Annotated in this window: 16 protein-coding genes; 5 read left to right on the top strand and 11 right to left on the bottom strand. The window is 32.6% G+C overall.

Translation table 11 applies throughout. The annotated features are described in order from the left end of the window. Positions 1 to 393, top strand: a 393-nt coding sequence (locus EU95_RS09325; RefSeq protein WP_052046848.1) for a hypothetical protein, incomplete at its 5' end; no start/stop codon positions are given. A 3-nt stretch (positions 394 to 396) separates the two neighbouring features. On the opposite strand, the gene groL is transcribed toward EU95_RS09325, so the two are convergent. After that, a complete protein-coding gene (gene groL, locus EU95_RS08085) occupies positions 397 to 2,142 on the bottom strand; it encodes a chaperonin GroEL (protein ID WP_032521373.1) in 1,746 nt (581 codons plus the stop codon). 131 nt (positions 2,143 to 2,273) lie between these two features. Between groL and EU95_RS10050 the strand changes: the two genes are divergently transcribed. Then, on the top strand, positions 2,274 to 2,453 hold the full coding sequence (locus tag EU95_RS10050) for a hypothetical protein (protein ID WP_011376012.1): 180 nt from the start codon (positions 2,274 to 2,276) through the stop codon (positions 2,451 to 2,453). On the opposite strand, the gene fabG is transcribed toward EU95_RS10050, so the two are convergent. Next, a complete protein-coding gene (fabG, locus tag EU95_RS08095) occupies positions 2,454 to 3,203 on the bottom strand; it encodes a 3-oxoacyl-[acyl-carrier-protein] reductase (protein ID WP_032521372.1) in 750 nt (249 codons plus the stop codon). A 93-nt stretch (positions 3,204 to 3,296) separates the two neighbouring features. Between fabG and ispD the strand changes: the two genes are divergently transcribed. Beyond that, positions 3,297 to 3,968 (top strand): 2-C-methyl-D-erythritol 4-phosphate cytidylyltransferase, encoded by a 672-nt coding sequence (gene ispD / locus EU95_RS08100; protein WP_032521371.1) that lies wholly within the window; start codon positions 3,297 to 3,299, stop codon positions 3,966 to 3,968. Here ispD and EU95_RS08105 read toward each other — a convergent pair whose 3' ends face one another. Together EU95_RS08105 and EU95_RS08110 are read right to left on the bottom strand one after the other, a co-directional pair. Then, positions 3,969 to 4,838: an LD-carboxypeptidase gene (locus tag EU95_RS08105; protein ID WP_032521370.1), complete on the bottom strand. Its 870-nt coding sequence runs from the start codon at positions 4,836 to 4,838 to the stop codon at positions 3,969 to 3,971. It lies immediately after the preceding gene. A 9-nt stretch (positions 4,839 to 4,847) separates the two neighbouring features. After that, positions 4,848 to 5,753 (bottom strand): 4-hydroxybenzoate polyprenyltransferase, encoded by a 906-nt coding sequence (locus EU95_RS08110; protein ID WP_032521369.1) that lies wholly within the window; start codon positions 5,751 to 5,753, stop codon positions 4,848 to 4,850. Positions 5,754 to 5,857: 104 nt separating this feature from the next. Here EU95_RS08110 and EU95_RS08115 point away from each other — a divergent pair, with 104 nt between their 5' ends. Further along, positions 5,858 to 7,453, top strand: a complete 1,596-nt coding sequence (locus EU95_RS08115) for a Ppx/GppA phosphatase family protein (protein WP_032521368.1) — start codon at positions 5,858 to 5,860, stop codon at positions 7,451 to 7,453. Here the strand turns inward: EU95_RS08115 and EU95_RS08120 are convergent. The 5 genes from EU95_RS08120 to petC are packed head-to-tail and all read right to left on the bottom strand — an operon-like array spanning position 7,446 to position 11,159. Further along, the gene (locus EU95_RS08120; protein ID WP_032521376.1) at positions 7,446 to 7,958 is read right to left on the bottom strand and encodes a helix-turn-helix domain-containing protein; all 513 of its coding nucleotides are present in this window, start codon (positions 7,956 to 7,958) and stop codon (positions 7,446 to 7,448) included. The genes EU95_RS08115 and EU95_RS08120 overlap by 8 nt on opposite strands. A 55-nt stretch (positions 7,959 to 8,013) precedes the next feature. Beyond that, a complete protein-coding gene (gene cobM / locus EU95_RS08125; protein WP_032521367.1) occupies positions 8,014 to 8,769 on the bottom strand; it encodes a precorrin-4 C(11)-methyltransferase in 756 nt (251 codons plus the stop codon). Next, positions 8,762 to 9,655: a prolipoprotein diacylglyceryl transferase gene (gene lgt, locus EU95_RS08130; protein ID WP_032521366.1), complete on the bottom strand. Its 894-nt coding sequence runs from the start codon at positions 9,653 to 9,655 to the stop codon at positions 8,762 to 8,764. Before lgt ends, cobM begins: the two co-directional genes overlap by 8 nt. Positions 9,656 to 9,665: 10 nt before the next feature. Further along, the gene (petA, locus tag EU95_RS08135) at positions 9,666 to 10,619 is read right to left on the bottom strand and encodes a cytochrome f (RefSeq protein WP_032521365.1); all 954 of its coding nucleotides are present in this window, start codon (positions 10,617 to 10,619) and stop codon (positions 9,666 to 9,668) included. A 3-nt stretch (positions 10,620 to 10,622) separates the two neighbouring features. Next, a complete protein-coding gene (gene petC / locus EU95_RS08140; protein WP_032521364.1) occupies positions 10,623 to 11,159 on the bottom strand; it encodes a cytochrome b6-f complex iron-sulfur subunit in 537 nt (178 codons plus the stop codon). Between the two features lie 123 nt (positions 11,160 to 11,282). Here petC and EU95_RS08145 point away from each other — a divergent pair, with 123 nt between their 5' ends. Continuing rightward, positions 11,283 to 11,600 carry a DUF3067 family protein gene (locus EU95_RS08145; RefSeq protein ID WP_032521363.1) on the top strand — a complete coding sequence of 106 codons (318 nt, stop codon included), beginning with the start codon at positions 11,283 to 11,285 and terminating at the stop codon, positions 11,598 to 11,600. Here the strand turns inward: EU95_RS08145 and tatC are convergent. Together tatC and EU95_RS08155 are read right to left on the bottom strand one after the other, a co-directional pair. Then, complete coding sequence (gene tatC / locus EU95_RS08150; RefSeq protein WP_032521362.1) at positions 11,569 to 12,327, bottom strand: twin-arginine translocase subunit TatC; 759 nt, start codon at positions 12,325 to 12,327, stop codon at positions 11,569 to 11,571. The genes EU95_RS08145 and tatC overlap by 32 nt on opposite strands. A gap of 81 nt (positions 12,328 to 12,408) precedes the next feature. Then, entirely contained in the window at positions 12,409 to 12,669 is a 261-nt protein-coding gene (locus tag EU95_RS08155) for a hypothetical protein (protein WP_011376025.1), read from the bottom strand. Positions 12,670 to 12,676: the final 7 nt, after the last annotated feature.

The raw sequence follows: 12,676 nt of genomic DNA, 5'->3' as shown, positions 1-12,676 counted from the left end.
GAAGAAAATCAAGAACAGATATCTTTAATTGATGAAGTACATGAAGAAAATCAAGAACAGATATCTTTAATTGATGAAGTACATGAAGAAAATCAAGAACAGATATCTTTAATTGATGAAGTACATGAAGAAAATCAAGAACAGATATCTTTAATTGATGAAGTACATGAAGAAAATCAAGAACAAATTAAACTTGAATTATTAAAAACTTTTGAAAATATTGAACAAACAAATTTGGAATCAAATGGACTGGAAACTGCTAGCAGTAATTTGATATCTAACAAAAATCACAATTCTAATAAAATAAAACAATTTACTGAAACAGCAAAATTACCTCTACCTTATATTAAAAATTTAAGAAAGTGGATTAATAACGATAAAAAAGCTAGTTAGCTTTTACATCATACCTGGCATTCCCATGCCACCCATTCCTGGCATTCCCATGCCACCCATACCTGGCATTCCCATGCCACCCATACCTGGCATTCCCATGCCACCCATACCTGGCATTCCCATACCACCCATTCCTCCCATTGGATCTCCACCTGGCCCTCCAGGTGTAGCGGCTTCAGGCTCAGGAATGTCAGCCATCGCAACTTCTGTTGTTAGGAGCATAGCTGCTATAGATACTGAATCTTGAAGAGCTAATCTTATTACTTTGGTTGGATCTAATATTCCTGAATCCTTTAAATCCTCATATTCTCCTGAGTTAGCATTAAAACCTTTTTTAAGTCTTTTGATTTCAGCGACAACTATATCACCATTAAACCCAGCATTTTTTGCTATTTGTTTGGTAGGTTCCAAAAGGGCTTCTTTAACTATATTTATCCCTGTTCTTAAATCATCTGAAGATGTTTGACTTAACTTTAAAAGTTCACCTGATATTTCAATTAAAGTTTGTCCTCCTCCAGAAACAACACCTTCTTCAATAGCAGCTTTCGTAGCATTGAGTGAATCCTCGATTCTCAATTTTTTATACTTCATCTCTGTTTCTGTAGCAGCTCCTACTTTGATAAGAGCTACTCCACCTGCTAGTTTGGCTATCCTTTCGTTGATTTTATCCTTGTCATACTCTGATTCAGTTATATTAACTTCTCTCTTTAATTTCTCTACTCGAGCTTTAACTAAATCTTTAGTATCTTCGAAGGCAACTATTGTAGTTTTATCCTTTGTGATAGTTATTTTTTTTGCTTTGCCTAAATCATTAATCGATACTTTATCAAGTTTCATTGATTTATCTTCGCTAATTAATTTAGCCCCTGTAAGAATTGCAATATCTTCAAGGGCAGCTTTTCGTCTTTCACCAAATAACGGAGCTCTTACGGAAGCTACATTTAAAACCCCACTATTCTTATTCAAAACTAGAGTGGTCAAAGCCTCGCCTTCAATATCTTCAGCAATAATTAGGAAAGGTGAACCTGACTTCTGGATTTCTTCAAGTATTGGGACAAGATCAACTAAAGTTGATATTTTTTGATCAGTTATTAATATTTTAGGGTTTTCAAGTTCACAAACTTGTCTTTCTTGGTCTGTTACGAAATATGGAGAACTATAACCTCTATCAAACGACATTCCCTCAGTTATATCTAATTCTGTTTCAAGTGATTGAGATTCTTCAACACTTATTACACCATCAGAAGTAACAATATCCATTGCTTTCGAAATTATAGAACCAATTTCTTCATCACCTCCAGCACTAACTGTTGCAACTTTTTGGATATCAGAACCACTTAATGAAATGCTTTTGGAACTCAGTTTCTCTAAAACAAAAGCTAGGCTTTCCTCCATACCTTTTTTTAACTGCATAGGACTGGCACCAGAAGCAATATTTTTTAATCCCTCTTGTACCATCTTTTGAGTCAAAATAGTTGCTGTTGTTGTCCCATCACCAGCACTCTCTTTTGTCTTGGATGCAACTTGTTCTATTAATTTCGCACCTAAATTAGAAATAGGGTTTTCAATCTCAATATCTTTAGCAACAGTAGAACCATCTCTTACTATATCTGGCGAACCAAATTTTCTTTCTATCACTACGTTTTTTGCCTTCGGCCCAATAGTAACTTTTACTGCATTAGCTACGAAATTTACACCTTTTTCTAGCGCTTCTCTTGATTCATCAGAAAAACTTAACTGTTTTGCCATCTTTACTGGATCTTTTAACTTATTCTAATCTCCCATAGAATCATTTTTAAGGGATATTTAATTAAGTGGGGAAAGCCGAATTTCTTTTAATGAGACATACAAATTAATTCAAATAAGAGTATCTTTAAGATATGGATGAAACAAATAATCTTATTTTTACTCTTACCGCAATCCTCGCGATTGCTATGACACTAATATACTTCCCACTAAGGTTTTTCCTGACTTTAACTGCTAGAAGTCGAAGACTAAAACTGTTACAAAAAATTAGAAGGTTGAGAGATGAATTAGGTCAACCTTACGAAAGTACATAATTAAATACTCATGCCTCCATCTATACTGATTGTTTGTCCTGTAATGTAATTCCCAGCATTACTTGAAACTAAGAATGATACTAAGTCTGCAATTTGTGAACAACTTCCTAATTTCCCTAAAGGAATAACTTTAAGAATATCTTCAGTATTAAGTTTTTCAGTCATCTCTGTTTCTATAAAGCCTGGAGCTATTGCATTTACGTTTATACCTCTTGAAGCAAATTCTTTAGCGCAAGTTTTGGTGAAACCAATCACTCCAGCTTTGGCTGCAGAATAATTTGCTTGGCCGGGATTACCAATTAATCCAACAACAGATGAAATATTTACTATGCTACCGCTTCTCTTTTTCATCATAAATTTTGAAGCATATTTTGTACAAAGAAAAACTCCTTTTAAGTTAGTATTTAGTACGTCATCCCATTGTTCTGATTTCATTCTCATCAATAGTCCATCTCTAGTAATTCCAGCATTGTTAATGAGGATATCAATGGTGCCATTAATTTTTATGATTTCTTCAAAAGCTGAACTGACAGAATCCTCTTTTGATACATCAAATTTTAATTTGTGAGCTTTGCCTCCCGAATTTTTTATTGAATTTACAACTTCTTCTGCTTTTTCATCGGATGAAGAGTAATTTACAAAAACTTCTGCTCCTAACCGACTTAGTTCTAAAGCAATTTCTTTACCAATTCCTCTGCTAGCTCCAGTAATTAAAGCAACTTTGCCTGATAATGAATCTGTATTGGACATTATGAGATTTTATAATTTTCAATCGTAGTACTATTTGTGTAAAGATATTGCTTTTATTTATAATTGTCTAGAAAATATTAAGACCTTTTTATCGTGCATTTTTTAATACCAGCTGCAGGTAGTGGTAGCAGAATGAAAGCTGGAAAAAATAAATTACTCATTGATCTAGAGGGGGAGTCTTTGATTTATTGGACACTTAAATCTGTATTTTCTGCAAGCTCAATAAATTGGGTTGGAATAATTGGGCAACCGAAAGACAAAGAATTATTATTAAATTCAGCAAAGGAGTTTGCCGATATAGTTCATTGGATTAATGGTGGTGAAACAAGACAACAGTCAGTTTTTAATGGTTTAAAAGAGCTGCCAAAAGATGCAGAAAAAGTTTTAATACATGATGGTGCTAGATGTCTAATTAATCCTGAATTAATAGACCAATGTGCCAAGCAATTGGATGAAAATACAGCTGTTATCTTGGCTACTAAGGTAACTGACACAATAAAGATAGTTGATAACGAGGGCTTTATAAAGGAAACACCAGATAGAAATTATTTATGGGCTGCCCAAACTCCTCAGGGCTTTTTAGTAGATAGATTAAAAAAAGCTCATTCGATGGCAATTGATAAAAACTGGAATGTGACAGATGATGCCTCACTATTCGAAATGCTTGATTGGAAAGTAAAGATTATTGAAGGAACTTATTCAAATATAAAAATTACATCTCCTTTAGATTTGAAAATAGCGAAACTTTTTGTGAAGAAACCTTAGTTAAAAAGGTATATCGATACTAAGAATACCATCATCACCATTTAAGGTGGCTTCATATCCCAAAGGAATGCAGGCATTACCCGAAATGTGGCCTATGGGGAGGTCAAAAAGAATAGGAAAATTAAAATCTTTCAGTCTTTCAAAAATGCAGTTTTTTAGTAAATCTTTCCATTCAGGTTCGCATGCATCATTAGAGAAATTCCCGAATCCAATACCTGCAATTTCAGTAAGTATTTTTGTCATCCTAAGGTAAGTCAACATGCGATCAATTTTATAAATATCTTCATTAATATCTTCAAAAATTATTATTTTCCCTTTGCAATCTGGGAAGTGATTAGTACCTATTAAAAAAGTAGCAATAGTCAAGTTAGAAACAATTATTTCTCCTTTAGCTTTTCCTCCTCTTAGAGGGATCCCTATTATGTCCTCCACATATCCTTCAAAAAGAAAGTTTTTTAATCTCTCAATACTCCACTCTGGTTCTTTGAAAAGGGTTGTAACCATGGGCCCATGAATAGAACCAATAAATCCTTGCGAATATTTTGATAGTAATAAAGAACATGTATCTGAGAATCCAAGCATTAAACCATGCCTCCAAGAAGGTTCTTTTTCTAATATTCTTGCTGAACCCCAGCCTCCTTTTGCAAAAATGATTAGCTTACTATTTTGTGCTTTTTCCAGTTCTTCAAATCTAGTTAGATCATCACCTGCAAAATAACCAAATTTTTTTGATAGAGAATTATTTGCATTAACTTCTAAGCCCCAGCTTTTTAAGATTTTTATGCCTTTTTGAAAATTTTCTACATCATCAATAAAGGAGCCTGGAGCTAAAATATCGATTAAATCACCTTCTTTTAATCTAAAAACCATATTTAGAATTTATGAGGCAATAATAATTCCTAATAGAAGAACTCCTCCATAAATTGATTGATTTTTGAAGTGATTCCCAATATTTTTTATTGATTGTTTTTCTTCAGGAAATACCTTTAGTATATCTCTCTGCATTAAGATTGACACTGTAAGCCAAATTGGCCAAAAAACAAAATCCATTTGATTAATAAATCCGCATAATGCGAGAAAAATAGAAGTTAAAAAATAACAAATTTGAATAATTAATCTTGTATTTTTCTGGAGGTTAACAGCGGAACTATTTATTCCAATTTTGATATCATATTTTTTATCTGCTAAAGCATAAATCGTGTCAAAGCCAAAAGTCCAAAAAATGGTAGCTAGCCAGCAAAACAATAAAACATTACTATTCAAATTCCCCTCATTTGCTGCCCAGGGAATTAAGACAGCAAAACCCCAGCATATTGATAATATTAATTGAGGATATTTAAACCATCTTTTGGCAGAAGGATAAATTAAAATAATAGGTAAAGCTATAAAAGCGAGTGAAATGGAAAGTATCCTTCCAGGTTGTGGCAGTGACAAAGTTAAAAAGAAACTACATAAAATTAAAAAGAAAAGAATTAAATAAGCCATTTTAAGACTGATTTTATTTGCAGCTAGAGGTCTATTTTTTGTCCTGAAAACTCTTTGATCAATTTTTTTATCCCAAATATCATTAACCACGCAGCCTAATCCACTTACTAGTAGTCCTCCCAGGATTATTCTTAACAACATTAAAAATGTTGGATTAGCATCTGGTGTTAAATATAAACTCCATCCAGCAGGAATAAGTAAGATCATCCTTCCAGTAGGCTTATTCCACCTTAATAATTCAAAAAAAGTGCTTAATTTAATTTGGTGTTTTTTTTGCATATAACCTATTGTATATTTCATAACTTTAAATAATCTTACTGGGATTAACTGATTTCTATTATTTAATAATCAATCTTGAGTATATTTATTAATGGATTAAAGATATCTGCATCTTATAAAAAGAAATGATACAGAAAAAAGATTTAGGATATTTTCAAGAAAAGCAAATTTTAGTAGCTTCGATAGATATTGGAACTAACTCTACACATCTCTTGGTAGCCGAAATTAATCTAGAATTAAAATCATTTTCAATAAAATTTACTGATAAATCCACCACTCGTCTTGGAGAAAGAGATGAGGATGGTAATCTTACTGAAGAATCAATCAAAAGAGCCTTAGTTACTCTTAAGAGATTTAAGGAATATTGTAAAAGTAATGGAGTAAAACAAATAGTAACAGCAGCAACTAGTGCAGTTAGGGAAGCTCCAAACGGTCAAGATTTTATTAGAAGAGTTCTTGATGAAACTGCTATTCAAATAGAAATGATAAGTGGTTCTGAAGAAGCCAGATTAATTTATCTTGGTGTTCTTTCTGGGATGGCTTTAGAAGATCAGTCTTTCGTAATCATAGATATTGGAGGAGGATCTACAGAATTAATACTTGCGGATAAAAAAGATGCAATAGCTCTTACCTCTTCGAGAATTGGAGCGGTAAGACTTAAGAATGATTTTTTTAATAAAGAGTCTATAAATTCAGAAAGATATAGGTTTCTAAAAACTTTTATTCAAGGATCTTTAGAACCATCCGTTCGAAAAATTAAGAGTAGATCTAAGGTAGATAACCCTTTATCTATGATTGCAACAAGTGGCACTGCAACTTCATTAGGAAATTTGATTTCAGATGATTTAGGCGAATCTAAACAAAAGTTGCATGGTTATAAATTTAAACGGGAAAATTTAAAGAATATATTGGAAAAACTTATTAAATTGCCAGTTTCGGAAATCAAGAAAATACCTTCATTAAGTGAGAGAAGAGCAGAAATAATTATTCCAGGTGCATTGATATTAAACACCGCAATGGAGATGTTAAACTTTAATGAATTAATAATAAGTGAGAGGGCGCTCCGAGAGGGTTTAGTTGTTGATTGGATGCTTCGTAAAGGGATAATAAAAAATGAGTTAAATATTCAAAGCAATATTAGAAAAACAACCATAGTTCATCAGGCTAAAAAGTTTGGAGTAGATATTAAAAGAGCTGAGAAAGTTATCGATATTGCTTTTCAAATCTATGATCAGACTAAAAATATCTTTCATAGCGATAATGACTCTAAAGCTAAAGAACTTCTTTGGGCGGCGTCTAATCTTTACGATTGTGGTAAATACGTAAATGTTGGTTCTTATCACAAACACTCTTGGTACTTAATAAAAAATTGCGAGTTGTTAGGATATTCTGAAGCAGAAACAAATATTATTGCTTCAATCGCTAGATACCATAGAAAGACTCTACCTAAGAAAAGACATGAGTCTTGGCAAAATTTAATATCCAAAGAAGATAAAACATTAGTTCTTGAAATGTCATTAATTTTAAGAATGGCAGCATCTCTTGATCAAAGACCTGACAAGGTAATCTCCTCAATTCAAATAGAATTGCAGGAAAATATTCTTACATTTGAACTTGTACCTTTTAATAGAGACCATGATCTTCTCCTTGAAAAATGGAACTTAGGATTATGCCGTAATGTTGTAAAAGAATTAAAGAATTTGGATTTAAAAGTTATTTAGTTTTTTTAATAAGTTCTTGCTTTGGAGTTTGATTTTGAAAAGATTCTGAAAATAAATTAAAAATTAAGGATGAGGTGACTAGTCCGAGAAAGCCTGAAATTAAAATAAATACTAAGAACCCTGCTCGACCTGGACCCTTAGATTGACTAGTTTTATTAGTTTTATTAGTTTTATTAGTTTTTTTAGCCACTTCTTCAACTATTTCTTCTATTTTTATCTCTTTCCTATCTGTCTTGAATTCATTCATTATAAATTCTGTATCAAGTTTCAGCTTCTGTGAAATTCGACGAACCATTGCTTTGACAAATACTTTTTCAGGTAGCTCTTCTTCATTCCCTTCTTCAATGGCTTTTAGTTGATGAGATCCAATTTTTAAATCAGAAGCTAATTCTTCAACAGATTGGTCTCTACTTAACCTTGCCTCTTTAATAAAATTTCCAATTCTCTTTAAAGAGGATTGTTCTATATTGGTATTTTCTTTTGAATTAGATTTTATTTCTTTCAAAGCAAACAAATTTTTACTAATTATAGTAATTAATATTTATCTATCAACTTTACGATTATTTATTTCTAAAGAGATGCCTATATGCTGGATTGTATAGATTAGATCTGTTTTGAGAATGATTAATTGCTGGACTAATTATGTAAATAGTTGTTCTAATTAATTTTTTTTCAATAGAAAAATTTTCCATATCTTTTAATTCTATTAATGATGTCCAACCATCATCCCAAGAAACCCTGTATCCAACAATAACTTTAGTATCTTGGGGATAAAACTCTAGTAAAGTTTCTTGAGACCTTTTTACATGCCTAGCACTTAGATAAAGGCATAAAGAGGAATTGTGTTTCGCAAGATCTTTTAGAGATTCTTTCTCGGGCATACCAGTTCTTCCTCCTGCTCTTGTCAAAATTATTGTTTGCGTTACGTCAGGAATAGTTAACTCAGCTTCATGATATGCTGCTGCGACTTGAAAGGCACTTACACCTGGAATAACTTCGATTTCAATTTCTTCTTTTTTTAAAATTTCTATTTGTTCTCTAATCGCGCCAAAAAGACAAGGGTCTCCATCATGCAACCTTGTAACATTTTTACCTTCTTGAATTTTTTTTATCATAATCGAGGTGATTTGCTCTAAGTTGAGCGAACTCGTTTTTATTTTTTCAGAACCTTCTTTAGAAAAATCTAAAATCTTTTCAGGAATTAGAGAATCAGTCCAAATAATGACATCTGCAATTTTTATCTTTTTTAAAGCTTTAAGCGTTAATAAATCTGGATCGCCTGGACCAACGCCAATAAAGGATATTTTTTTATCCATTCTTTCTATTTTTACTACTATTTGTTCTTAATCTTAAAAAAATTATTCCAATTAATCCAGAAGAAAATAGAAAAATACTTATAAATTGAGCCATTCTTATACCGCCGCTACAGAAAGGTGGAAGCCCACCAATACATAGTGGGTCAGTTCTCAAACCCTCAATCCAGAATCTACCAAAGCTATAACTAATTAAATAAAGAAAGCTAATAAAGCCAGGCCTAAAAAAATTTGTTTTATTTTGTTTATTAAATATAAAAATAAGGAAGATGAATATTAAAAAATTCCATAATGACTCATAGAGAAAAGTCGGATGAAAAAATTCGTAATTCATAAATTCTAAAGGCCTATTTTGGATAGGTATAAATAATTTCCAAGGCAAATTTGTGGGAACCCCAAAGGCTTCATTATTGAAAAAATTTCCCCACCTTCCTATAGATTGTCCAAGAATAATAGAGGGTATTAATATATCTATAAAAGTTTTTAAATGAATTTTTTTCAACTTACAGAAATAGATAATAGATAATAATCCTCCAATTAGACCTCCATGGATTGCTATGCCTCCTTCCCAAACTGCCAGAAAAGAGGGAATTTGAATGATGTTATTGAATAGTTCTAAAGAAGTAAAAAAGTTTTCTCCGCTATATTGCCTCCACTCAAAAATTACGTAATAAGCTCTAGCTCCAATTATTGAAAAGATTATTAATGATGGAAGTATTTCACTAATGTATTCTGGGTTAATATTCCTTGCCTTTGCAAGTTTTTTAGCAATAAATAGGCCGATTAAAACTGAAAAGGAAATAAGCAATCCATACCATCTAATAGTTATAAATCCTAAATTTAAAAAAGTTTCTCCCGGAGATTGTATAAAAGCTTGAAATATAAGCATTTAAAGAAAGTTAGATACCCTCTGCTGCTTGCACTTTTTCAACTTGTTTTTTCTTTAATACTAAAAGTATTTGTGTTAGACCTACACCAATAAAGAATGCAATCAATCCAATTACTCTGTAAGGGCTCTGAAGTACAACCTCTGCATCTAATTGGCCAAAGCCGCCAACATTTGGATCATTAGTAAGCGGCTCACCTGCATTAATTTTGTCTTGTGCTTTTACGATAAGTTGGGGACCAACAGGAACCTCTTCTGTAATTATCTGACCATTTTCGTTTTCTATATTGATCTTATAACTACCATCCTCAATCGTTTCTATTGAATTAATAGTTCCTGAGGTGGATGAGGTGAAAACTACATTATTGCTTTTGTCTCCGGTTGGGTATACCTGACCTCTACCTCGGTTGCCTCCAATATGTAAAGAGTATTTTCCATAGTGATATTCTTTATTGGTGGATGGATCAGGGGAAAGTACAGGAAAAACGATTTCTTTATTGGTATCGCCAGGCAAAGGTCCGACAATGATTATATTATCTTTCTCTTCACTGTAATTTGTGAAGTATACTCCCTCTGTCTCTTCTTTGATCTCTTCTGTCCATCTTTCTTGAGGAGCAAGTTTGAATCCATCAGGCAGCATTACAACAGCACCAACTTGTAATGGAACTTCAGAGCCATCAGCTCCGATCTCTTTTAAGTCTTTTTTGTAGGGTATTTTGACTACAGCTTTGAAAACACTATCAGCGCCGACAGATTGTGGAACCTCTGCAAGAGTTGGCATCTGAGCTAGATGACAATTTGCACAGACAATCTTTCCTGTAGCTTCTCTTGGGGATTCGTAGTTTTGCTGAGCCCAAAATGGATAAGCAAAAGTGGTTTCAGGATAAAATACGATGCTCGAAATGAAAAGAAGAGTACAGATAAATAAACTTGTTTTTTTCATGATTTGATTTTTAAGACCTTTCATTTTTTATGCCCACCATGGATTTTCATTAGTTCTAAAGTCAGTTTCTGACCATTGTTTGACGAGTACAGCATCATCTTCAATATCGACATGAGCTAGCGCTAAAGATAAAGGAGCAGGCCCTCTGACTACCTTCCCATTTGTATCGTACTGGCTGCCATGACAAGGACATATAAATTTATTAGCACCACTATCCCATGGGACAACACAACCTAAATGAGTACAAATTGCATTTAAACCAAATTCTCCTATTTCCCCACCCTCATTAACTATTAAATAAGTTGGATCTCCCTTCAAACCTTGGACTAGACTTCTATCTCCTGCTTGATGAGTTGCTAACCAACCTGTTTTACTTATCGGATTCCCTAATTCATCTTTAGCAGAGGTTCCACCACCACCACCTCCTGCTCTTAAAGGCATGAAGTAATTTGCTACTGGGTAAAGGGCTCCTAAAGCTACTCCAGTTGCAGTACCAAATGTAAGAAGATTCATAAATTGCCTTCGACCCATTGATGGGACATCATTGGAACTTAATTGAGTCATTCGCTACTTGGTTCTGTTATTTATTAGTTATTATGGAGCAAATTGTTCAATTTCTGTTGCAAATAGATAGGACTTTTAATAATTTAAAGTAAAAGTTTAGGAAGTCTTAATTAATCAACTTAAATGAATCCACTACTGGTAGATGAAGTTATTCATTATTTGATTCATCGTTGGGGGAAAAAATATGATTTTAGACTTTTTAGAAGAGGAAAATTTGTGTATTTTCAAATGATGTGGGGATTTCTTGGACAGGAATCATTCCCCTTAAGTGAAGATGAATATAAAAAATCTATAGCTGATAAAATTGAGATTTTAAATAGATGTGGATACTCAGAGGAAGTAAGGGAATGGCTGAAGAAAGTCAATGCTAAGCCAAGGTTAGGTAGAGCTGTCAGCTTGCAATTAAATGTTAATGAGAAGATGAAAGAGTTTTTGACTTAAGATTTTCTGATAAGAAAGTTAATCCAGTACCCACAAAAAATAAAAATACAATCGATATAGATAGTAATGACATCGTCAATGGATCTGTTGAAGGGGTAATCACTGCAGATAAGATTGCGGAGGAGATTACAACTATCTTCCAATTCGAAATCATTTTTTCTGTAGTAATTATTCCAAGAGAACCAAGAATAAATTGTAGTACTGGCAATTGAAAAGCTATTGCAGTGCTAGACATTAACAAGAGAACAAAATCAAAATATCTTTCTATAGACCAAGTAGGTTCAACGATGTCAGCACCGAAAGAAATAAAGAAATTTATGGCGGCAGGAACTAATATCCACCATGAAAAAATTAATCCCAAGAAGAATAGAAAACCTGAACCAAAAACTGCGGGCAAGATAAGGCTTTTTTCTTGTCTTGTTAATCCAGGGGAAATAAATAATATTATTTGATAAAAAATATAAGGCATAGAAACTATTAATCCGCTGTAACCTGCAACTTTAATAGCGACAAATAAAAATTCTCCTGGAGCAAGTTGTAGTAAATGAATATCACCAGCTGGGATTTCCAAGAAAGATATTAATGGCTTTATAATTAGAAAACTAAAGAATATTGAAATAAGTATTGAGTAAATTGAGTTTAGTATCCTTTGACGAAGTTCCTCTAAATGATCACTAAAAGTCATCGAATCTGATAATTTATTTTCACTTTGACCTGTATCTCTCATTATTGTTAAATAAAGATTCTGTAAGTAGAAGGGTTAAAAATATATTTGTCAAAGTCCAATTTATTTTTTCGATAAATTTAATTATTTGCTTAATTTAGGATTAGTTGGATCTGGTAATAAGAAAGGAGGGGCATCATTTAAAGATGACTCACCATATGTTTCATATTCTCTGTATCCACCCATTTTCCCATTTGTTTTCATTAAAGCGCTTACGAAGGCAAGTAATAAGAAAACAGTAGGAGCTCCAATTATTAATGCAGCACCAAATAGATATCCAACAATAAATTCTGGAAAACTATGATTTCCTAAAAATTCATGAGTGCCTAAAAGAAAATCAAACATTTAGATT

It is taken from the genome of Prochlorococcus marinus str. MIT 9201 (assembly GCF_000759955.1).
GTDB lineage: Bacteria > Cyanobacteriota > Cyanobacteriia > PCC-6307 > Cyanobiaceae > Prochlorococcus_A > Prochlorococcus_A marinus_G.
The sequence above is the reverse complement of the archived record's forward strand: the minus strand, read 5'-3'. Positions and strand labels throughout refer to the sequence as shown.

Excerpts from the sequence above, each read along its gene's own strand:
- groL (WP_032521373.1), bottom strand. The coding sequence starts at position 2,142 with ATGGCAAAACAGTTAAGTTTTTCTGATGAATCAAGAGAAGCGCTAGAA.
- EU95_RS10050 (WP_011376012.1), top strand. The coding sequence starts at position 2,274 with ATGGATGAAACAAATAATCTTATTTTTACTCTTACCGCAATCCTCGCG.
- fabG (WP_032521372.1), bottom strand. The coding sequence starts at position 3,203 with ATGTCCAATACAGATTCATTATCAGGCAAAGTTGCTTTAATTACTGGA.
- EU95_RS08105 (WP_032521370.1), bottom strand. The coding sequence starts at position 4,838 with ATGGTTTTTAGATTAAAAGAAGGTGATTTAATCGATATTTTAGCTCCA.
- EU95_RS08110 (WP_032521369.1), bottom strand. The coding sequence starts at position 5,753 with ATGAAATATACAATAGGTTATATGCAAAAAAAACACCAAATTAAATTA.
- EU95_RS08115 (WP_032521368.1), top strand. The coding sequence starts at position 5,858 with ATGATACAGAAAAAAGATTTAGGATATTTTCAAGAAAAGCAAATTTTA.
- cobM (WP_032521367.1), bottom strand. The coding sequence starts at position 8,769 with ATGGATAAAAAAATATCCTTTATTGGCGTTGGTCCAGGCGATCCAGAT.
- lgt (WP_032521366.1), bottom strand. The coding sequence starts at position 9,655 with ATGCTTATATTTCAAGCTTTTATACAATCTCCGGGAGAAACTTTTTTA.
- petA (WP_032521365.1), bottom strand. The coding sequence starts at position 10,619 with ATGAAAGGTCTTAAAAATCAAATCATGAAAAAAACAAGTTTATTTATC.
- petC (WP_032521364.1), bottom strand. The coding sequence starts at position 11,159 with ATGACTCAATTAAGTTCCAATGATGTCCCATCAATGGGTCGAAGGCAA.
- EU95_RS08145 (WP_032521363.1), top strand. The coding sequence starts at position 11,283 with ATGAATCCACTACTGGTAGATGAAGTTATTCATTATTTGATTCATCGT.
- tatC (WP_032521362.1), bottom strand. The coding sequence starts at position 12,327 with ATGAGAGATACAGGTCAAAGTGAAAATAAATTATCAGATTCGATGACT.
- EU95_RS08155 (WP_011376025.1), bottom strand. The coding sequence starts at position 12,669 with ATGTTTGATTTTCTTTTAGGCACTCATGAATTTTTAGGAAATCATAGT.